This window comes from Pseudoalteromonas sp. bablab_jr011 (assembly GCF_016464045.1).
Taxonomy (GTDB): Bacteria; Pseudomonadota; Gammaproteobacteria; order Enterobacterales; family Alteromonadaceae; genus Pseudoalteromonas; species Pseudoalteromonas lipolytica.
The window spans coordinates 1-22,182 of sequence record NZ_JACDWU010000235.1 but is presented as its reverse complement, the minus strand read 5'-3'; the positions used below and the strand labels follow the sequence as shown (position 1 = coordinate 22,182).

19 protein-coding genes are annotated in these 22,182 nt (G+C 39.3%); 12 read left to right on the top strand and 7 right to left on the bottom strand.

Annotated elements, in window-relative coordinates:
- Window positions 1-4: 4 nt before the first annotated feature.
- The 7 genes from JIG41_RS13985 to JIG41_RS13955 all read right to left on the bottom strand — a co-directional run bounded on the left by JIG41_RS13985 (window position 5) and on the right by JIG41_RS13955 (window position 9,948).
- Window positions 5-952, bottom strand: a complete 948-nt coding sequence (locus JIG41_RS13985) for a FecR domain-containing protein (protein ID WP_118845126.1) — start codon at window positions 950-952, stop codon at window positions 5-7.
- The gene (locus JIG41_RS13980; RefSeq protein ID WP_118845123.1) at window positions 953-1,522 is read right to left on the bottom strand and encodes an RNA polymerase sigma factor; all 570 of its coding nucleotides are present in this window, start codon (window positions 1,520-1,522) and stop codon (window positions 953-955) included. It lies immediately after the preceding gene.
- A 3-nt stretch (window positions 1,523-1,525) separates the two neighbouring features.
- On the bottom strand, window positions 1,526-2,968 hold the full coding sequence (locus JIG41_RS13975) for a phosphoesterase (protein WP_199524965.1): 1,443 nt from the start codon (window positions 2,966-2,968) through the stop codon (window positions 1,526-1,528).
- Window positions 2,969-3,022: 54 nt separating this feature from the next.
- Window positions 3,023-5,701 carry a TonB-dependent receptor gene (locus JIG41_RS13970; RefSeq protein WP_199524964.1) on the bottom strand — a complete coding sequence of 893 codons (2,679 nt, stop codon included), beginning with the start codon at window positions 5,699-5,701 and terminating at the stop codon, window positions 3,023-3,025.
- Between the two features lie 530 nt (window positions 5,702-6,231).
- The gene (locus JIG41_RS13965; RefSeq protein ID WP_199524963.1) at window positions 6,232-7,530 is read right to left on the bottom strand and encodes a PAS domain-containing methyl-accepting chemotaxis protein; all 1,299 of its coding nucleotides are present in this window, start codon (window positions 7,528-7,530) and stop codon (window positions 6,232-6,234) included.
- 341 nt (window positions 7,531-7,871) lie between these two features.
- On the bottom strand, window positions 7,872-9,272 hold the full coding sequence (locus JIG41_RS13960) for a heavy metal sensor histidine kinase (RefSeq protein ID WP_036972380.1): 1,401 nt from the start codon (window positions 9,270-9,272) through the stop codon (window positions 7,872-7,874).
- Complete coding sequence (locus JIG41_RS13955; RefSeq protein ID WP_036972381.1) at window positions 9,262-9,948, bottom strand: heavy metal response regulator transcription factor; 687 nt, start codon at window positions 9,946-9,948, stop codon at window positions 9,262-9,264. Before JIG41_RS13955 ends, JIG41_RS13960 begins: the two co-directional genes overlap by 11 nt.
- A gap of 226 nt (window positions 9,949-10,174) precedes the next feature.
- Between JIG41_RS13955 and JIG41_RS13950 the strand changes: the two genes are divergently transcribed.
- From JIG41_RS13950 to JIG41_RS13895, 12 genes are all read left to right on the top strand, one after another.
- Window positions 10,175-10,582, top strand: coding sequence for a copper resistance CopC family protein (locus tag JIG41_RS13950; RefSeq protein ID WP_065978807.1), 408 nt, complete (start codon window positions 10,175-10,177; stop codon window positions 10,580-10,582).
- A gap of 15 nt (window positions 10,583-10,597) precedes the next feature.
- The gene (locus tag JIG41_RS13945; protein ID WP_199524962.1) at window positions 10,598-11,503 is read left to right on the top strand and encodes a copper resistance D family protein; all 906 of its coding nucleotides are present in this window, start codon (window positions 10,598-10,600) and stop codon (window positions 11,501-11,503) included.
- A gap of 22 nt (window positions 11,504-11,525) precedes the next feature.
- The gene (locus tag JIG41_RS13940) at window positions 11,526-12,014 is read left to right on the top strand and encodes a DUF4440 domain-containing protein (RefSeq protein WP_199524961.1); all 489 of its coding nucleotides are present in this window, start codon (window positions 11,526-11,528) and stop codon (window positions 12,012-12,014) included.
- Window positions 12,015-12,024: 10 nt separating this feature from the next.
- Window positions 12,025-12,540 carry a DUF411 domain-containing protein gene (locus JIG41_RS13935; protein WP_227006877.1) on the top strand — a complete coding sequence of 172 codons (516 nt, stop codon included), beginning with the start codon at window positions 12,025-12,027 and terminating at the stop codon, window positions 12,538-12,540.
- Window positions 12,541-12,684: 144 nt separating this feature from the next.
- Window positions 12,685-14,928, top strand: a complete 2,244-nt coding sequence (locus JIG41_RS13930) for a heavy metal translocating P-type ATPase (RefSeq protein WP_199524960.1) — start codon at window positions 12,685-12,687, stop codon at window positions 14,926-14,928.
- A gap of 11 nt (window positions 14,929-14,939) precedes the next feature.
- Window positions 14,940-15,296 carry a cupredoxin domain-containing protein gene (locus tag JIG41_RS13925; protein ID WP_065978803.1) on the top strand — a complete coding sequence of 119 codons (357 nt, stop codon included), beginning with the start codon at window positions 14,940-14,942 and terminating at the stop codon, window positions 15,294-15,296.
- A 39-nt stretch (window positions 15,297-15,335) separates the two neighbouring features.
- Complete coding sequence (locus tag JIG41_RS13920) at window positions 15,336-15,710, top strand: cation transporter (RefSeq protein WP_180311739.1); 375 nt, start codon at window positions 15,336-15,338, stop codon at window positions 15,708-15,710.
- A gap of 304 nt (window positions 15,711-16,014) precedes the next feature.
- Entirely contained in the window at window positions 16,015-16,716 is a 702-nt protein-coding gene (locus JIG41_RS13915) for a YafY family protein (protein ID WP_199524959.1), read from the top strand.
- A gap of 63 nt (window positions 16,717-16,779) precedes the next feature.
- The gene (locus JIG41_RS13910) at window positions 16,780-17,139 is read left to right on the top strand and encodes a VOC family protein (RefSeq protein WP_199524958.1); all 360 of its coding nucleotides are present in this window, start codon (window positions 16,780-16,782) and stop codon (window positions 17,137-17,139) included.
- 449 nt (window positions 17,140-17,588) lie between these two features.
- Complete coding sequence (locus tag JIG41_RS13905; protein ID WP_180311742.1) at window positions 17,589-19,997, top strand: DUF726 domain-containing protein; 2,409 nt, start codon at window positions 17,589-17,591, stop codon at window positions 19,995-19,997.
- Window positions 19,997-21,685 (top strand): LeoA/HP0731 family dynamin-like GTPase, encoded by a 1,689-nt coding sequence (locus JIG41_RS13900; protein WP_180311743.1) that lies wholly within the window; start codon window positions 19,997-19,999, stop codon window positions 21,683-21,685. Before JIG41_RS13905 ends, JIG41_RS13900 begins: the two co-directional genes overlap by 1 nt.
- Window positions 21,686-21,987: 302 nt before the next feature.
- Window positions 21,988-22,182 (top strand): helix-turn-helix domain-containing protein (locus JIG41_RS13895; protein ID WP_199524957.1); only part of this gene is annotated, 195 nt, incomplete at its 3' end.

Genomic DNA, 22,182 nt, shown 5'->3' with positions numbered 1-22,182 from the left:
AATCTCATGGCGTTAATATGAGGTAGTCATTGTTTTCTGAGATATTTAGTGAGTACATTTGACTCAACATATCTACAACTTGGTCTGTATCATCTAGACGAAAGCGACCTGCTACTTTCTGGTTCATTAGCTGCGTTGTTTTTAGAATTATTTTCTTTTTACTATATCTATTTAAATGCTCAATCAAATATGCCAAGTTTTGATCTGATATTTCAATCCACCCTGAACGCCAATCAACGATGTTTGCTAGATCAACTTTACTTATCTCACTCGTTAATTCAGCTTCAATACGAACCCTCTCACCTGCTTTTACGAGCGTGTGACGACCATTTACTCTGTTCTTCACTTCAACGATGCCTTCGTACACCGTTAATTCAGCAAAAGACGGGTGTGTATCGACATTAAATTGGGTTCCTACAGCTTTTATCTCACCAAAATCAGTCGACACAATAAAGGGCCGGTTTTTATCTTTTGCAACAGAAAAATAGGCTTGCCCGTCTTGGAGTAGAAGCTCTCTAGTTGATGACGAGTACGCAACTTTAATCGCACCCGATGTTTGCAATTCTAATTGGCTTCCATCTGAAAGTTTATATGTTACAGACTGATTTTTAGCCGTTAATAAATAAGCTTCTGGCGTTTGCTGACTGGGGTAAAAAAATACGGCAAAGCACAATACAATAGCACTACAAAATGAGGCGACTAGCATACCAAATTGATATTTAGGTTTTGCTTTTATTGCCTTCAACTGTTTAAAAGCAATTTCAATATCAGGGTCTTGCCATGTTGCTAACATAGATTCAAAAATCTGCCTATTCTGTGGTGTTAAATCAAGCCACTTTATAAACCGGCGTTTTTGTAAATCATCAAGTTTTCCATCTGCGAGCGTATCAATCCACAATGCGGCTTCTTGGTACACATGCTCATTCATTTTTTGAGTGTCTTTTATTGGCATTTACTTTATCTTTTCATCTAGGTAGCGCTGAATATCAACCATTGCTCTTGATATATGACGTGTCACGGTTTCTGATGAGATATTCAGTTGATTCGCGATAGACTCTCTACTTTCTCCGTGTAACCTTCTTAATTCAAAAACACGCCGGCGCTGCTCTGGCATTCTCTCTAATGCTTGATAAATTAACTCTAGCTTTTGTGTTCTTTGTAAATTTAGCTCTGGATTTGTTTGAGTTGTTGAAAGTTCTTCAATTCCATCATCATTATGTGGTGTTCGTTGAGACAAAAGATTTTTAGCAATACTGATAGCATAAGCAATAGGATTAGAGATAGGGCTTTTTTTAGCCTGCTCTAGCACACGAACAACTGATTCTTGATAAATATCCGCCGCTTCATCTGAGCATTGTGCTCTTCGAGATAAGTACCTTCGTAATTGACTACTTTCTGAAAGAGACTGCTGCTCACGTGGCTCTTCAACTTCAGGCATTTTGATTACACTTTTGGGATTTGTTTGCGACAGTACAACAGCATTATTACAATTGTATTGTCGATTATAGTTCTGCATTTTCATAAGTTACTTTATGTACACGGGGTTGCTATAAAACCATAAGTCATCCCAAGGATTTTCACCTTTTAGATCAACTTCTGGTTCTAATTCGTTGAGAAGATTAGTTCCTCTAACCCTGATATAACCTTTTTTCGTTCCCATGGGTAAAGTAAAAGACATCACCTGATAATCGCCTTGCTCTTTCCAGTCTTTAGGATAAAAGCGCTTCACTACTTTTGTTGTTGGATTAATGTTTTGCTTAATAAACTTTTTATCCTTTAATACCTCACCATAAATTAGATCTACTCTTGCTACAGAGGGGGAGTCGCCATTAAAGTTTTTTTGTTTTGGGGTTTTAAATGCAATGTTTACGACAAGAGGAGCTGAGTTATTATTCGTTAGTGACTCTCCAATTTGTGCCTTTTGTTCACCTTGTGAAACAGAGACAAATAAGCTATCGATGAGATCACCTGTAGTTATAAACACATTTCCTGCTCTAAATGCCTCTAATACGCTAGCGTAATCTTTTTTAGCATACACATAGGTTTTCGCATATTCTCCTGGCCAAAAGTCTGTGCGCCCTTCAGTGTAATGTGCATGGCTATCAGAAACACCTGTGACACTCCATTTGCGCCCCTCACCCAATAAACTATCCCAAACACCCCCTACAATCGCCGACATTTGATCTGTTCCACCATGGGTTGGGTAGCCATAATATTCAGCACGTTCGGCTGTGGGATCATTTGAACCATCAGGGTTAATACTTGCAGCCTGATGACCTGGAATTGCAGTCATACCGGTAATAACATCCGGTGCAGCATCTTGCCATTGACGCATCTTTTCAGGCGTTACTTTAGTAAACACATTTAGTTTTGGTGCTTGTCGTGAGGGGTGATTAACTGCCAATATGGGCTTGGGTGACATTGTTTGCATATACTCAAGCGCTTTGAGCATAAACGCTTGCGTACCTCTTAAATACTCATGAGGTGATACTTCTCGACGATTAAATTTACTTTCAATTTCGAAAAGTTGTTCAGCCTCTTTTTCACTCTTTGGAATAATTAAACTGCCATGACGAGCAGATGGCATGTCAAACTCCATACCATAAAACTGTAATACCTGCGGAACAGCCTTTCTTGAATCTAGCAATTCTGGGTAAGCCTGCTCTAAATTCAGTTTACTGTGCCCGGGGCCACCATGGTCTGTCGTCACCATCCAATCTAAACCATGCATTTTCGCCATCGTCGCATTGAGCGCAGTAAAATAATGTGCGTCGCCAAAGAGAATTGGAGTCGGAGGGGTTGTTTCTAAGTTCCATTTTGCACTGTACTTACCGTGGATGTGATGATCACCGGCTAGCCAAGTCCTGTCTCCTTCAGGGATGATAAATTCTTCATGCGGGCTTTGAGGTGAATGAGTTGAACAGCCAGAAATAAAAGTTACAAAAAAAAGCGTGTATCGATTAATCATTATAAAAATCTCAGCAAAGCCACAAAACAGGTGTTTTGTGGCTTTTAAATAAAGTTAAAATTCAGCTGTCAAGCCGAGCATATAAGTACGTCCACTTGTCGTCGTGTTATACGCTCTGTCATGTGAGTCGCTATAAAACTCTTCGCGCTCATCAGTTAAATTAATACCTTCAAGGCTTAACTTTACACTGTCTGTTAACTGATAAAATGCTGAAAAATCAATATATGTTGTACTATGGAAGCCACTTTCATCTTGATCACCACTTGATGACGCTCCTGCAATATAAGGACTACGATAAGCAGCTGAAACGCGCGCTCCCCATGAGTCAACTTCGTAATAAAGAGTAAAGTTATAACTATTTTTTGAGAGGCCTGTGAATGGCTTAGTTTGGTTATTACCTTCAACCCCGTAAATGTCACGATACATAGCTTCACCATCGGCATAGGTATAATTTGCGACGATACCCAAGTTGTTAAATGGTGCACTTAAAAAATCAAAGTCTCTAGAGAATGCAATTTCAGCGCCTTTGATTTTTGATGAATCCATATTTTCAGGCCGTTGTAAGTAAAATATACTGTCCATCGACTTATCCGCAGGTAGCAGTTCTGCGGGTAAACCTAAAGATGAATACACAACTTCCGTTGTTGTACTTACAATAAAGTTATCAATGTCTTTGTAGTAAAAAGCAGCTGATGCGTAGCCAACATCTTCGAAGTACCATTCAAACGAGGTATCAAAGCTCACTGACTCGAACGGCTCTAGTTCTGGATTACCCATATTCACGCTAGTAATCGCCTCACCGGAGGTTTGAGACACTGTCGCGTTATAACTTAACGAGCCCAGTGAAGGACGAGTGATATTCTTACTGGCAGAAAAGCGCCATAAAATATCTTCATCTAGCTCATAAACCATGTTTAAGGTAGGTAATATATCTGAGTAGTTTCGCGTTGACTCAATATCGATACCATTTGAGATACCCGACGCTTTAATTTCTGTATCAAAGTAACGCAGGCCAGCACTAACATGTAAAGGCTTACCTGCTATAGAACTTTCAAATTGATACTCAGCATAAGCAGCCTGGGTTGTTTCACTTACTGGAGATTTGTCATTTTCAGTTAGCATTGAGGCGTCGATTCGATAGTTAGATAAACCATAAAAATCTAGTAATGCACTTAAATCGCCTTGTACCCATTGATGATCAGGATGCTGAGTAAATACGTTTACAAGGTTATCGTCTAAAGTAAGAAAACCTGTATTTTGATTCGCAATATTTTGCGCGTTACTTTGCGTAAGTTGGTAGGCACTGTTTTCAAACTTTTTATAATTTAACCCGAACTTCACTGTGCCGGAGTCACCTACTAAATAAGTGAAATCAACTTTAGCTGTATCAAAATCATTTGTTATGTAGTCTTCTTGAAGGTAAATATCTTTTATCTCGAACTGATCACGGCTTGTCGTATTAAAATCCGGCGAGTAGCTAAGGCCATAAAATCTGTCTTGGGTAAAATCAGTAATAATGTCAACTTTACCTTTTGCATGAATATTAGACTTTTGAACTCGTGGTTGATCAAAATCTGAAGAACTCGTTCCAACGAGTGCCATCATGCTTAGGTCATCATTTAAGGACCAATCCAAAGTTAGCGTATATTGATCAAATACAGATTCGTTATATCGTGCTGAATTTTCATTACGCCACGTTGCATCTGCGTAACTCGCATAGATGACTTCCTTTTGCCCATCATTATCAATCCACTCTAAATCTTTAACTGTTTTATTATCTTTTACCGCAGAGTGATGCTCATTTTGCTCGTTTTCTAATTTCGCATGTAATACATCAAGCGTTAAACTTACGTCATCACTTGGCTTAAATTGAAGTGCGGCCGTAACACCTAATCTTTTTTGATTATTGTTCCATAAAGAGTATCTATGACCTCTTGGGAACCAAAGCTCTGTAGAATCCAATTCAGCTTGAAGTTCAGTGTTACTTTCATCTGCCGTTATTTTTCCACCTTCTTTACGCCAACGAGTTGTATTTGTACCGAACTCAGTTGTTGAGCGCTCGCTGTAAGCAACAGAAGCTAATGCACCGAAATTCCCCCAAGTATTAGAAAGCAAGCCTGCAAAACGCGGGTCAGTTTCTTCGCTATTATCGTTATAACCGCCTTTAACTGAAATTGCCCCCTTGGCACCGTCATAATCAAATGGTTTGGCTGAATACAAACCAACAGTTCCGCCGATCCCCCCTTCTTCTTGATCAGCAGAAAATGTTTTATTCACGTCGATACGGTTGAACAGTTCTGCTGCGAATACATTAAAGTCAAAACCACGTGTTCGACTTACTCCGCCTTTAGCATCCATAGGAGATGATGATGTTCCCATTGCCTCCATGCCATTGACTTGTACGCGAGTGAAATCAGGGCCGAGACCACGCAAAGAAATTTGTCTTCCCTCACCGGCTTCACGTGTAATAGTCACACCTGGTACACGTTGCAGCGCATCTGCTAAATTCAAATCTGGAAAATCTGCGATATCCTCAGCCAAAATAGAATCTCGGGCAATCATAGCTTCTCTTTTCATATCTTTTGCTTTGATAAGAGAGCGTCTGAAAGAGGAAACTTCAATCACTTCCATATCTTTTATTTGCTCATCAGCTTGTGCAGCTACTTGGGGAGTAATACTTAACGCCGATAAAATAGCGCTTGAGATAATGCTTTTCTTTAATAGAGTGTCCATAAAAATTCCGTGTTACTGGTTAAATAGTTAAATGGCAGAACACTCTTAAAGAGCTTTTTTTTTCAAAAAGCAGACAATTTTTATGATGAAGAATTTATTACAGAGGCTGTTTTCTATGAAGATTACATATAGCGAAAACACATACCCTCCTAAAGTGAGCTTTAAGAAGGCGAACTTACAAAGGGATTAATTAATATTTATTTCTTTTATATCAGTTAGTTGATATTTAAAATAATACTATCACGTAGTATAAATTCCAAAAAGATTATAGTTTCATTGCCAATGACATAAGAAAGCATATTTATTTTACTCTATTCCAAAATAGAGCTTACAATAGTAATGTCGAGAGAGATAACTGTAGGCTCCCCTACATGAACCAGGAAGTTGGTATATTTATAGCTTTAAAGCGCTAATCTATCTATTTTTAAAACAACGGCTTCGTTCATGCATATTCAGTGCTTAGCTACTACAGCAGCAGGAGTGAAAATTTATCATTTCCTGGCCTACACAGTTTTTAGGCACATTGGTGCCTAAAGACTGGTTCTAAACTGCCCGACGGCCTCAACAACTTCCTTAGCCCCTTTTTGAATATCATTAATAACAGAGCCTGATTTCTTTGATAACTCCAAGGCATCTTTGGCCTCTGCTAAACTAGACTCAATTTCGGTTACCGCATCTTGAGTAAGCGCTTTATTCTCAGACACGACGTTGATTATTTGCTCTGTGGCCAAACTCGTTCTTGATGCCAGTTGCCTAACTTCATCTGCAACAACGGAGAAACCTCGTCCTTGGTCACCCGCCCTCGCGGCTTCTATAGCAGCGTTTAATGCCAGCAAATTAGTTTGATCAGCAATACCTTTAATACTTTCGACTAATTGAGCAATCTTAGACGACTGTACGTCGAGGTTATTAACACTTTCGCTGGCTACTTCGAGTTTCTTTGATAAGTTATTCACTGTAACAATTGTTTGCTTTACGACACCTAACCCTATTTCAGCGTCGGCATCTGTTCGTTTAGAAATGTCATAAGCAATACCAGCCGTTTCAGATATTGCAAATTCTCTTTGCATCTGATCGGTTATTACTGTTGCAAACTTTACGACTTTATAGAGTTCTCCATCATTGTTATGAATTGGATTGTACGAGGCTTCTAACCATACTTCGTTACCGTAACTATCTAATCTTTTAAAACGATCAGAAATAAACCGTCCGTGTTTTAATTCAGACCAAAACTGTTTATAAGCGTTCGATTTAGCTTCTTCAGGGTCGCAAAACATACTGTGGTGTTTACCCAATATTTGGCTTTTGGAGTAACCCATAGAGGTCAGAAAGTTATCATTGGCGTTTAAAATAATACCGTCTAAGCTGAATTCGATAACCGCAGATGAACGACTCAAAGCCGCAAGCATATCTTCTTTTTCTCTTGATTGAGAAATAGTGCGCGTAAGCTCTGCCGAGTAAACAGCTAACTCATTATTAATTGGTTGTACAATACTTCTAAGCCATAACTCACGCCCAGACTGCGTTACGAGCTGCAAAGCGCCATGCCAATGGCTCACTTTTTTTATGGCTGAAAGCATTTTTTGTGTGTGAGGTTTTTTGAGCGACTTTTTAACAATCAGGTCATTGAAATTTAAACCAACAAGCTCACTTTCTTTGTATTCTATCGCGGTTGCAAATAGTTGATTAACTTCGAGAATACGGCCATCTTTGCTTAGCAAAAAGTACAGCATTTCCTCTTTCAATTCTTGCTTTATATTTTCAAACTCAACTGTTTGCTTTTTTAATTCAGCAATTTCAGACAGCAACTTGCGATTAGTGAACCACATAAACTGGTTTCCTTTAGGTTACATACGCTAAAAGTAGAGCACTCAGAATCAAGTGTCTAGGAAGATTACGTTTTTTGCCAATAACTGTATTTAATAAAGGTAAGGCATGACTACATAAAAGGTCGGGTGAAATGAGGTTATACGTGTAAAACACGACCCCATGTGATTAACGCTGTTTCATACATTGAGAGATTAATTAACTTTAACGATTAATAAAAGTGTTATACGAAGAACTGGAGGGTTTTGATCACGACTGATTAAAGTATTTTACTCTTGCTTTTATTTTTACAATAGCGTTTTTACAGTGAGCGCTGCGTTTTAATATCCTCAGATAGGTGCGCTCACGTTAATTTAGCTGACTTTAAATACACACTAAAACACGTTTCGTGCTCGTCGGAGTAAACTTTTATCGCGCCATCATTGGCCTCTGCGAGCGCTTTAACAATGGCTAAACCGAGCCCCACACCATCACTGTGTTTTTGTCTTGATTTATCCGGCCGATAAAAACGGTCGAACAAATACGGTAAATGTTCAGCGGGTATTTTCTCACCGGGATTCACAACCGAAATACACACTGTATCTGCGCTTACTTTTTCGCTTTTAACTGAAATTGAAGCCCCTTTTGGGGTATACCGAATAGCGTTAGAGAGTAAGTTTGATAACAGCTGTCTAAAATGTAACTGATCACAGTAAAAACGCAGGTTTTCACCCTCTGTTTTAAAACAAATACCTACTTCTTCCGCCAACGCATCAAAGTAGTCAAATAGCGACGCTATCTCGTCATGACTTTGCAAAATTTGTTGTTTTGGCTTTATTAAACCGTTCTGAGTTTTTGCAAGCCACAGCATGTCATTGACCATTTTTGTTAATCTTTCTAACTCTTCAAGATTTGAGAATAACAGCTCTTGATAGTCAACAACCGCTCTTGATTTTGATAAGCCCACCTGCGTTTGGGTAATGATATTTGTTAAGGGGGTTCTTAACTCATGAGCTATATCGCTGGAAAAGTTAGATAAGCGAATAAACTCACTTTGCAGCCTATCTAACATCACATTAAAAGACTGCACCATGTTTTCAAGCTCAACAGGAACATTATTATGATCTAACCTGACATCCATTTTATTGGTTTGTATATCAAGCATTTTTTGAGTTAACCCACGTAAAGGGTTAAGACCTTGATGTATAGCAATCCATGCGACAAGCAACACTAACACAGCCGAGCCTAACATAATGACCCATAAACTCTGTTTAAACTGGGTTAAAAAGCGCAGATGGAAGCTCATATCAATCGCAACGGCTATTTTATAATGCTGTTTAGATGTCTCTAGCTCACTGACTAATGCACGATACGCCTTACTGCCTGTATGCCATGTAATTATGTTCTCCTTTTTAAACCCCTGAGAAGCTTTCGCGCGCATTGCTAATTCAGTAAAATCATTATGGGAGCTTTGATATACAAGCTCTCCCTCTAACGTATTTACTTGGTAGTACACCCCATGATGCCCAACAACAGCAATCGACAATGCGTTTTCAAGCTGTTTTTGTGATTGAAAAGGCTGTGATAATACAGACTCAACTGATTGCGTGATAACCTGTAACTCGCCACTGTCTTGTTGCAAAAAATGATGCTCTATTGAGCTATTTATGAGTGAGGCCACAAAGGTGAAACAGCCAATAATTGTTATTGCTACAAATAACAAAACTCGCATCGTTAATGACAAGGGTCGCGTGCTAACTCGCATTAGGCATTGCCTCTAACTTGTATCCCATCCCTCTTACTGTGTGTATTAGCTTTACTGTAAAATCATCATCCACTTTGCTGCGAAGCCTTCTTATTGCAACATCAATCACGTTGGTATCACTATCAAAATTCATGTCCCACACTTGTGAAGCGATTAATGAACGAGGCAGTACTTCCCCTTCACGGCGCAGTAATAGCTCGAGTAAACTAAACTCTTTATTACTTAAGGTAATGCGTTGGCCTGCACGTTGAACTTTTCTTTTTGGAATATTCATTTCTAGGTCGGCTATTTTTAAGACATCTTCTACTTTTTGTGTGCCGCCTCGCCTAAGTAAAGTGCGCACTCTTGCTAACACTTCAGAAAATGCGAATGGTTTAATTAAATAATCATCAGCCCCTAGTTCAAGCCCTTTAACTCTGTCATCGACACTGTCTCGCGCTGATAAAAAAAGAACAGGGGTCTGTTTTTTTGCTTCGCGAAGTGATTGTAAAATTCGCCACCCAGATACATCAGGTAACATCACATCGAGAATTATTACGTCAAATAATTCTGTCATGGCTAAATGATGACCATCGAGTCCATTTCGCGCTAGTGACACTTGAAAACCGGCTTCAGTTAAACCTTGTTTTAGGTAATTTCCTGTTTTTAATTCGTCTTCAACTATTAGTAAGCGCATTTCAATCCTTCATCAAAATCATAGCCGTTATTATTATGGTGTTTTAATCACAACAGCAACATGACACCAAGATTACAACTTTGTCATGTTCACGTCATGCTGAAGACAGGTCAACTTTCTAAACTTATGGCATGTTTTTCTATTTATTAACAGAGTCAGTAATCGTTTTTTACGTCACACTTTGTTGCAATCTGTTTAATTTTTAATAACAAGTAAGAAGGTAATTATGAAATTTTTTAAGTATGTCGCACTCATGTTCGTACTAACAATGCCATTTATGGCATCGGCTCATGTCTCAGTAACACACACTCTGCCACAAGATAAAGCAATGTTAATGAGTAGCCCTGAGCAGCTATCGCTCGCGTTTAGCGGAAAAGTAAGATTAGCAAAAATAGTCGTTCAAGATGCACATAAACAACCTATCGACTTCGATTTTAAGCCTACAGCAGCTCCAAGTAGTGATTTTAGTTGGCCTCTGCCACACTTAAAGCAAGGCAATTACACGGTAAAATGGATCGCACTCGGTGGTGATGGCCATAAAATGACAGGGGAATTCACTTTCATGATCCATGCTACAAAGCATAGTAATAAAACAAAAATGCCAGAAAATGGCCACGGTAACCATAATCACTAGCCTTAGGTCATGACAATGCAATTTAGTGAGTGGTCGCTGCTTTTACTGTTAATGAAACTAGCAAACTATACGGCTATAGCAGCACTTGCAGGTACATTATTGATACGCTTTATTAGCCATTTTCACCTTAATGGAAACCAGCATACTGCGTTTTTATATTTCTTGAAGCACTGGCAAATCAAATGCTTAATGGTTGGTTTAATAGCGGCTATTTTGCAAACACCAATAGAGGCAGGTGCCATTGCCGAATCAGGTTTTATGGGAATGTTAGATCGCCCAATGCTCGAGATTGTTTGGTACTCGGTTATTGGCGAGCAAGCGCGTTTAAGGATTGTTAGTTTCTTAGTCGCACTTATGGTTGCCTCCTTGTGGAATGTGAAGGCAGAAAATAACAACGCAGAAAAATTCAACTTTGCTCTTATGCTAATCATAGCGGCTCTTATTGCGTATAGTTTTTCTATTACTGGTCACAGTGCCAATGAAAATGGCTTAGTAAAAAGTATTTTGACCTTTCATCTTGCGGCTTTAGCCTGTTGGATTGGCGCATTATGGCCATTGCTTAAAAGCTGCACCTTGCTTATCAAAACCGACGTTGAAAAAATAATGCATCACTTTGGACAAATGGCCATCATTATTGTGGTTGTATTGCTTGTGTCTGGCTTGGCGCTTTTACAACAGTATCTGCACTCATTTTCTGCATTATTTACTTCAACTTATGGCCAATTAATTTTACTGAAGTTACTGCTTGTCAGCGCCATGCTTTTGCTTGGCGCATGGCATAAACTATTTTTAGTCCCTAATATTAACCGGCAACGGTATTTTGAAACCTTAAAAGGCTCTATCGCTGTTGAAATGGTCATAGCGCTTTTTGTACTTATCACAACAAGTGTTTTTACCACTCTTGTTGGCCCTCCTATTTAACTATGAAGTAGAGAAAAAACGCATGCTAAAAAACACATCACAATTAAAAATGATATCACTGCTACTTTTAGGTGCACTCAGCTCGTTTGCTGTTAACGCACACGGTGATGAAGCTCATCCAAACAAAAGCACCTTATTTGTTGGTATCGACAGTGAACCCGCACACACTGTAACCGCGTTTAAAAAAGCACTAAAACAGGGTGATCAAGTCACAGCTCGTAAACTACTCGCTGACAATGTTATTATTTTTGAAGGAGGCGGTATTGAACGCTCAGCAGATGAATACGCAAATCACCATATGCATGCAGATATGGCATTTTTAAAAGCCATTGAAAGCACATTATTAGAGCATCAGGTATTCACGCAGGGCGATATAGCTTTCTCAATTGCCAGAAGCTCAACCGAAGGCAGCTACAAAGGGAAAGAAATAAAGAGTATTGGAATGGAAACAATAACACTCAAAAATACCGACAATGGATGGAAAATCACTCATATCCACTGGTCCAATTAAGGAGTACAACATGCGAACAGCTTACCTTGCTTCATTACTACTTTTTATGAGCAATTTGCCAGTGATGGCAACAACTAGTAATCAACCCTTAACCCATAACAGCAATCAACACACACATGATTCAAATAGTGAACTCACTGTGTATAAAAGTAAAAATTGTGGCTGTTGCAAAGAGTGGGTCACACATATGAACAAAAATGGCTTTAACACAACAGCCATTGATGTTGTTGATATGGGCACCATAAAAAATAACTATCAGATAAAACCAAATCAGCGCTCATGCCACACGGCGGTGTCAGCCGATGGCTTTATTTTTGAGGGGCATGTTCCCGCTAAATTTGTTAAGCAATTCTTATCAGAGCAACACCCTGAAGGTACGATAGGCTTAAGTGTTCCTGCCATGCCCGTGGGTACGCCAGGGATGGAAATGGGGAACGTATTCCATAAATACAACATTAATTTACTAACAATAGATTCACCCGCTGTAAGTTATCAATATATTGAACAATATGCCGAGCAATTTTAATGAATTAGGCATACGCTATAACTAGGTGATTACAAAAATAGTACCTCACTTCATCATTTTTACGACACTGTAAAATTAATGAAAATAAAGCCCAAAAGCAACCATCTCACTAAGCTAAGGGCTTTAAGCAAAAAGGAACACCGCATGAGTAAAGCCGGAACAGAGCAGCAGCTAATCATTGAGGGCGCAGGCTGCGCCAGTTGCGTAGGGAAAATTGAAGCAGCACTGCAAAACACACCTGGCGTGAACAGCGCAGAGATGAATTTTGCAGACCGAACCGTACTCGTCAGTGGGACAGCCAATTCCCAAGACCTAGTTAAAGCCATTGAATCTGCTGGATACAATGCCAAACCGTTCAATGACAGTTCGCACACAGACTCCCTTGATGAAAAAGAAGCAGCCGATTGGGCATATTATAAAAAGCTGATGCGCGACACCATTATCGCACTCTCACTGGGTGTGCCTCTTATGATCTATGGTATCGCTATTGGCGAGATGACCGTAGCAACAAATACTGAGCGGCTCGCGTGGTTAATTGTTGGTCTTTTAACGCTTGCGGTTATGTTTTTCTCTGGTAAACATTTTTATATTGGCGCATGGAAAAGCTTTAAAAATCATTCAGCCAATATGGATACCCTCATTGCACTGGGCACCGGTACAGCATGGGTCTACTCAATGCTGGTTGTCTTTATTCCCGATGCTATTCCGCTAATGGCAAGGCATGTATATTTTGAAGCCACCGCCATGATTATTGGCTTAATCAACCTTGGTTTAGCGTTAGAGCTAAAAGCACGAGGAAAAACCTCAGAAGCAATCAAACGCTTAATCGGCTTACAAGCCAAAACCGCCACTGTTGTTAGGGATAACAAAGACGTTCAAATAAATATCGACCAAGTGTTGCTCAATGACATTATCAAAGTCAGACCGGGTGAGAAAATCCCCGTTGATGGTGAAGTAATCGAAGGCCACACCAGCATTGATGAATCAATGCTAACAGGTGAACCCATGCCTGTTGAAAAATCAGAAAAAGACGACGTCACCGCGGGTACGCTCAATAAATCTGGCATGATCCTATTTAAAGCAACACGGGTAGGAAAAGACACCGCGCTTGCACAAATTATTGCGATGGTAAAACGTGCCCAAAACTCAAAACCCCCAATAGGGCGACTAGCCGATGTTATATCTGCGTATTTTGTGCCGGTTGTCATGATTATATCTATCGTCAGTGCACTAGCATGGTTAAACTTTGGCCCAGAGCCCACTCTTGCCTTTGCAATTGTGTCTGCGACAACGGTGCTTATCATCGCGTGTCCTTGTGCGTTAGGACTTGCTACGCCAATGTCGGTTATGGTCGGTGTGGGCAAAGCAGCTGAGGCCGGTGTTCTTATTCGAAATGGTGAAGCACTGCAAACAGCTTCCAAAATTACAGCCATGATTTTAGATAAAACGGGCACCATTACCGAAGGCTCCCCCAAAGTCACTGACGTTATTTTAGCAAATGAGAGTGATGAAAAAACCATATTACAGCTAGCAGCCAGTTTAGAAAGTGGCTCAGAGCACCCTCTTGCGCAAGCAATTGTCGAAAGTGCCATGGAGCAAGAAATCGAGCTGCTGAAAATAGACGCCTTTAACGCAATTACTGGCTATGGTGTCGAAGCCACGTGTAATGGTAAGTCGCTGCTATTTGGCAATAGTAAATTAATGAAAATGAAAGAAATTGAACTCTCTGACTTCACAACGAAAGCACAGGCCTTAGCGAAAGAAGCAAAAACGCCAATGTATTTTGCTGTTGATGGGCAGGTAGCCGCAATTATCGCGGTAGCGGACCCGATGAAGTCTGATTCACTTTCTGCAATCAAACGTCTTCAAGCCAATGGTATCCGCGTTATTATGCTTACTGGTGATAATAAAGAAACCGCCTCGGCGATAGCAAAAAAAGCACAAATTACTGAATTCTTTGCTGACGTTCTACCTGAAGACAAAGCCAATAAAGTGCGCGAACTCCAACAACAAGGCGAAATTGTCGGTATGACAGGCGATGGGATCAATGATGCCCCCGCACTTGCCCTCGCCGATGTTGGTTTTGCGATTGGAACAGGCACTGATGTTGCCATTGAAAGTGCCGACATCACACTCATGCGAGGCTCTCTTCATGGCTTAGCTGATGCCATTGCAGTGAGCAAAGCCACGTTACGCAATATAAAACAAAACCTATTTGGTGCATTTATCTATAACGTGGCAGGTATTCCAGTGGCGGCAGGTATTCTGTATCCATTTTTTGGTCTACTGCTGAGCCCTGTTATCGCGGGTGCTGCGATGGCTTTTTCTTCGCTTACCGTGGTGACGAATGCAAACAGGCTTCGTTTATTTAAAGCACAAGATCACTAAGGAGCCACATTATGATGATTATTAACTTTATCGGTATTTCACTCATCGCGCTGATCATTTGGTGGTTTTGGCTGTATAAACCAAACAACGTTGTTGCAACTAGTACCGACGTACTCATTGAGGTAAAAGAAGGGGTTTATTCGCCTGCTTCTCTACAAGTTACAGCTTACCACCCAATAACCTTATCTTTTTTGCGAAAAGATCCGTCACCTTGCTCCGAAACACTGCTCATTCCCTCCTTAGATATAAGTGAACAACTGACCCTGAACAAAGTGACAAAAATACACCTGCAAAATATCCCACCGGGAGAACATGTTTTTCACTGCCAAATGCAAATGTACAAAGGTGTTATCACTGCAGTCGAATGAAATTGTGAAGTGAAAATAAAACAGCTTGGAGAGATTATTATGAGTGATTTAGAACATAGAGTCGGCGTAAAAGAAGCAAACTTAGTCGTGCGCAATCTGCGGCTGTGTAAAGTGACAGATGAAAATTGTGATGCACTCATTGAAGAGATTGATAGACTCTTTGGCATCGATGAAGTGAGCTACAATATTCGTGAAAACGTAATACACTTGGCCTATGACGCAACCCACCTAAACTTAGAAGGGATCGAAAACGTTATTCGCAAACACGGTGCCGATCTTCACAATGACTGGTGGACACACACCAAAGAAAGTTACTACCAATTTGTCGATCAAAATATAAAAGATAACGTCTCTCACAAACCCTGGAGTTGCCATGCAACCCCACCAAATAGGCACAATAAACATAAAGAGTAAGGTTTCCCCATGACAGGAAACCTGTGAATACTTTTTACATGTTGTTAAATGAGTAACCGTTACTAATTAAGTAAGCCTTGATCTGGTCTGTCAAATTCGAAAATGGGGTTTAATCACATCTGACCGTCGCAAATGTGCAAAAAGCGAACCTTCAATCATAACTCGTTTATGCCCCAAAATGAGTTTCGAGAGTCAAGACGGTAGATTATTTAATTATTAAGTCGTTCACACATCTTTTAATTGAATGATCAGTTGATTCTCTTTTAGTACATTAGGCATATTCTTTATTTTATGAGTTTTTGCAATGTCCCGAAGTCAACGCCTTCTAGATCTTCTTCAACTACTACGACGCTATAAATACCCAATCTCAGCTGAGAAACTGGCTAGTCAGCTTAATGTAAGTGTTAGGACTATCTATCGTGATATTGTCACTTTACAAGCTCAAGGAGCAGATCTCGAAGGAGAAGCTGGGCTGGGTTATATCTTAAAGCCGAGCTTTGATTTACCACCTATGATGTTTAGCTTTGAAGAGCTTGAAGCCCTCAGATTAGGAGCAGAATGGGTGGCGAAGCAAGCTAACGGAGAATTTAGCGAGGCTGCCATTGATGCACTTGCTAAAATCTCAGCAGTGTTACCCTCTGAGCACAGAGCTAAGCATACTGAGAGTGTCGTTAGAGTTGCTTCAGCTCTCAAAGTTCCGAAGCTAATGATCTCGCTAACAGAGTTGAAAGCAACAATTCAAAAAGCGCATAAAGCTGAAATTGTTTATGAAGATGCCAAAGGGGTTATCAGAAAAAGGGTTGTGTGGCCAATACTTATAGGTATGTTTGAGCAATACAATATTTTGGTTGCATGGTGCGAAACACGAAGCGATTACCGTAACTTCCGGGTGGATAAAATTCACTCTTTTTCTCAACTTAATTCTCGATACGAACGTTCTCGCAATGAATTGCTAACTGAGTGGGAGGCTTTAGAGGGAATCGAGCATAAGCATTTTTTCTACTGACAAAAACTGTCAGTGCTTTTGTTTATACTTAATTTAGTATTCAACAAATGCAGGTATATTAATATGTTCGCTATTGACTCTATAGTTCTTTACGTAGAAAACATCCAACTTAGCATGGCTTTTTATGAGGAAGCATTTGAATGTCAGCCAAAGCTTTTATCGCCAACTTTTGCAGTATTAGAGTTTGCTGAAAATGTGAAGATTACTCTGAAACAAGTTAATGCACTTACACCAAGTAGCTCAGTTAGAGGCGGTGGTACCGAACTTTCAATCCCTGCAACGAGCCGCGTCGATCTAGATAACTTGTTCAAGCAGTGGAAGCAACTAGGTGTGGAATTTGCTCAGGAACGCGAAGAGTCTGTATATGGCGTTAACTTTGCTGCATTAGACCCAGATAGACACCGCTTAAGAGTGTTTGCGTAACGGCACCTTATTTTTTAAGCCGCATCTTTGCTGGCACACTTTTGTCTATCGAAGAGTTATGAATATAACTCGCCTTTGCCCCGAAATCACTTAGATTAAATACTCTACACAATTAAAGAGGGCGTGCTTTTACCCTACTAAAACTTATTCGATTGAGCTGATAACGCTTCATTTTCGTCATCACCAAGACCTAACACACTCCCCCTTGTGTATTGCATGTGAGCGCAATAAAAAAACGAAAGCTATTGAGTCTATTTTTTGTGCTTGCAAACTATGCATTAGGGAAGATGCGAATAGGACAGTAAACGTAGAAGAAATAGCTATAAGAAATTGACATTAATAATATAATTTTTTAGTTTTTGTGAGAGGAATACTTAAGCGCACCTTCCCTAAAGCATGTTACTTAATGGTGATTTATTTCACGAGACTTGGACGTTAGTAGAGTTAGAATGAATATTAAACTAGAAAACCCTAAAGACATTTACGACAAAATCAATATTGAATTGTTAAAGCTAGTCACTAGCTTATCCCTAGAGTCATCAGATGAATCACTCAACAAAGCACAAGAGGATGCACGCGATAAAATTTTTGGTCTTCAAGTTAAGTTAAAAAACAAACTGGAAGAGCTTGAGCTAAACTCGGAGTGGAATACGTTTACAATAGCATTTTATGGTGAAACAGGTGCAGGTAAATCTACACTGCTTGAAACGCTGCGCATACTTTTAAACGAGCCTACAAAGCTTGAAAAACGCGACGCATTCCGAAAACTCAAACATTCTTATGATCAGGCTATTTGTCAATTACAAGAGATAGAAGAAAAACTATTTACATTAGATAAAGATTTAGAACAGATAAATGAGCAACTGAATTCGCTGTCTGAGCAATATCAAAGAGAAGAAAGTCAGTTGGAGCAGGAGTTTGAAGTATCAGAAAAAACACTTTGCATTGAACATCAAAAAGCTGCAGAAGCAGTACAAGCTCGAAAAAGCGAACTTTCAACCCTTAAGTACAAAGTTGCCGAGTTACAGCGGTCAATAGTTCAAAAGAAAGCTCAAGCATCATTTTGGCAAAAAATAGTAAATATTTTCAAAAAACTTCCGGAAGAGCATGAGTTTTTAGCAGCTATCTCAAATCTTCCAAAACTCGAAGATATGCATGTCGCAGAGGAAGAAAAGTTAGCCGATGCACAACAAAAGCTGAGTGAGACACGCTCGCTACGCAAAGAAAGGAATGCTGATTTTATAAAAAAGTTTGACCTTCCTATAAAGGCTTTGGAGCGTGACAAAGGTCTAGTTGAACAAACCAAGAGCCTTGCAAGTCAGCAACTTGAATTTACCTCGAAACAAGTTTCTGCTTTGGAGCTTGAGCTGAATAACTGTGCAGATGGTAAAATTATTGGTGATGGTCGAGCGGACTTTACTCGTAAAACATTAAGTTATCGCTTTGATATTGAACAGTGTGATTTTAATCTACTTGACGTGCCTGGCATAGAAGGGAAGGAAGGTCTTGTAGTTGATGAAATTGAAAAAGCGGTACAAAGTGCACACGCTGTTTTTTACGTAACTAATAAAGCCGCTCCGCCGCAAACTGGTGATTCAGAACGCCAAGGCACAATAGAAAAAATAAAAACGCATTTAGGTACACAAACTGAGGTGTGGTCTATTTTTAACAAAAAAATTACGAGTCCTAAATTTGCGTTTAAAAATACTGAGCTCCTTACCGATGATGAGCAAGCAAGCTTAGTTGATATGGATAAAAAAATGGCTGAACAGCTTGGTCGTAATTACCAAGGCTCATTTTCATTGACCGCATTGACTGCGTTTATCGCCTCGACCGATTACTTTGCTCCAAATTCGGATATGTTGAGAAAGCGAAATAAATTTCTTGAGGATTTCTCAGCTGAAAGTCTTTTAGAGCGTTCACAGTTAAGTGCGTTCATTCAGTTATTAAAAAATGAGTTGTTAGTTAATGGTCAGAGTAAAATAAAGATAGCTAATTTCAATAAGGTTAAAGGTGAGTTAGAACGTACTACTCATGATTTAGATGATATTGAAAAAGTTTATAAAGTGGTGGCGGAGGATGTTAGTGGTAATAGTGAAAGTGCGTGCCATCAATTGCAAGCTAGTTATGCAATTTTAAACTCTCAGCTGTATGGCAAAGGAAATGATCTTATTAGATCTGCTGTACAAAATACCAGAAAGAATATATATAGTGAAATCGATAAAGATGTCAGCAATGAGCAGTTTAAAACAAGCCTTGAAAGTCAAGCTAATAAATGTGTTAACGACATTCAGGCTCAATTACCTAATGTAATTGAAACGTCTGTTAAAGAATTTGAATCTTCTGTAGTGTCAATTTTTGAACGCTTTAGTGAGTTAAGTGAAGACTTTTTGTCTGTTGCAGATCAGCTTGGAAAAAGCAAACTTGACGCGGAATTCAATATAAAACTCAATATGGATAGCGGGCTCAAAAAAGGTGCACTTTTTGGTGCTTTAATAGGAGCTGCGTTGGCCCCATTCACAGCAGGTACAAGCTTATGGTTTGCTGGAGCAGCTGCGTTTACTGCCGTACTTGCTTTTGGAAAAGCTATATGGGGTTATTTCGATAACGATTTTAAAATGTCTGAACAGAAAAAGGCTGCTGATACGAATCTACGTAATTTAGAAGATAAACTAAAAAAAGCACTTCAAGATAGTCTAGATGAAGGTAAAAGCGATATGCAAGCTTCAATTTACAAGCTTGATACTGAACTTAGGGCACCAGCAAAACAGGTGGCAAAAACTAAAGAGTTACTTGAGCGCTCGAACCAATCATTAAAATTACTTTCGAAGCAAATTGATCACATTGGAGAATGTTAATGAAAAGCACGCTGAATAGCTTTAAAGAGATTAAATTACTAGAACGACTAAAGTCGTTCTTGGAAAAGGGAAAGGAAATCGGCATTGAGATTGATTCCGCATTTTTCAGTAAATTGCAAAGTAATTTAAAGAAGGTTGAGGGTGATAAACTAAAAGTTGCTCTTATTGGTGGCTTCTCGGAAGGTAAAACATCCATTGCAGCAGCCTGGATGGAAAAGCTTGATAAGTCGACAATGAAGATAAGCCATCAAGAATCGTCTAATGAAGTGAAAGTTTACGAAGTGGGTAGTGACTTTGTACTGATAGACACTCCAGGTTTGTTTGGGTTTAAAGAACAAATCAATGCTGATACCAATACCCTAGAAAAGTACAAAGACATTACTAAAAAACACGTAAGTGAAGCGCATTTGGTGCTTTATGTCATGAATTCAACCAATCCCATTAAAGAAAGCCACAAAGAAGATTTACAATGGTTGTTCCGCACGCTAAATCTATTGCCTCGAACTATCTTCGTGCTGAGCCGGTTTGATGAAGTTGCTGATGTCGAGGACGAGGTTGACTATCAGTCTAATTTAAAAATAAAGCGTGAGAATATCACTGGTCGTCTTCAGGATATGATTAACTTAAGTCATGAAGAGCTAGAAGCATTATCTATAGTTGCTGTCGCTGCCAACCCCTTTGACCAAGGAATAGATTATTGGTTAAGTAATATTGAAGAATTCAAAGCGCTTTCACATATTTCAAATTTACAAGAAGCCACTAATAAAAAAATTCAAGTATGTGGAGGAGTCGAAGAACTAGACTATGATATGCGCTCTAGCATCATAAGTGATGTACTTTACAAGCAATTGCCAGTTGCAATAGAAACAGATGAAAAAGTGTCAGAAGAAGTTGAAAAATTAAATGGATTACTAAAACGATTAGAGGACCAGTTACAAACCACTGAACATCAAATTAGCGTGTCAAGGACGAATTTGAGAGACTTTATTACAAGTTACTTCACAGACCTGATTATGCAAGTTAAAGGGTGTAGCTTAGCGACATTTGCAGACTTTTGTGAACGTGAAATTGGTTCCGAAGGAATTGTTCTCAACCAAAAATTGCAAAGTGAATTTGATAGACAAATAGGGGCTATTACGCTTAATGTTGAAAAAATGAACGCAAGTTTTGATGGAGAAGTAAATCATTTTAATACGACGGTGAGAGAGCTAGGTAAAAGTGGTATAAATCACGCCCTTAAAGGTAACTTCATTAACAATCAGACGGTAATTGCAACACGAGATGGTATTGTTTCGGTTGCTAAAACAGTAGGCTTTGACATTAGTAAAGCTCTGAAATTCAAACCTTATGGCGCCATAAATTTAGCAAAGGGTATAAATGGAGCGTTAGCCTTTGCAAATATTGCTCTAGAAATTTGGGATTCCTATGACCAATATACAAAAGAACAGGAGTTCATTAAAGCTGTTGGAAAAATGGAAGAGGATTTCAATAAGCAAAGGAAAGAGTTGCTAGAGTTAGTTGGTTCTGACGAGTTTAAACAAAAGTTTTTCCCAACCTACATAGAGCTAACAAACAAGTTGCACGAACTAAATGAGAACATTGCAGCAAGTAACGAACGCAAGAGTCTCTTTGCAAATTGGCGTGAAGAAGCGCTTTTGATTGAAGGCGAATTCAAAGCTTTAGCGTAACAAGATTAAAATAGACTGATAGTCTAAATTTAGCTTCTCAACCTTGCAACCTCATAAAAAAACAGCAAGTTGTACACTAAGTACTCTTGCTGTTCCCCTCCACACGCTGTTTTAGTCAGAAACCCTCACTAGTCCCAAAACAGCTTTGAAAGTTTGTGTGATCTGCACCAGCGAAACTAGACACTTCACTAAGCGACTTTTCCATATCTAAAGTTATCCGCATTTCCTAATTTGAGTGATTATACCATTCCGCTTAAATATCTGATCTAATATAGGCTATATAAAATCACCGGTTAATAACATTGAACCAAAACATAGCTGAACAGCTTTTAGCGCTTTCGCGAAAAGAACCAAATGCACGAAAACGCATACGATTACTCGCAGTGTCATTATTTTATGAGGGGAATAGCAGAACTGATATTGCAAAACGTCTTAACATAGCACGAAGTAGTGTTAATAAATGGGTTTCTAGTTACCTAGAACAGGGGCTGTATGGC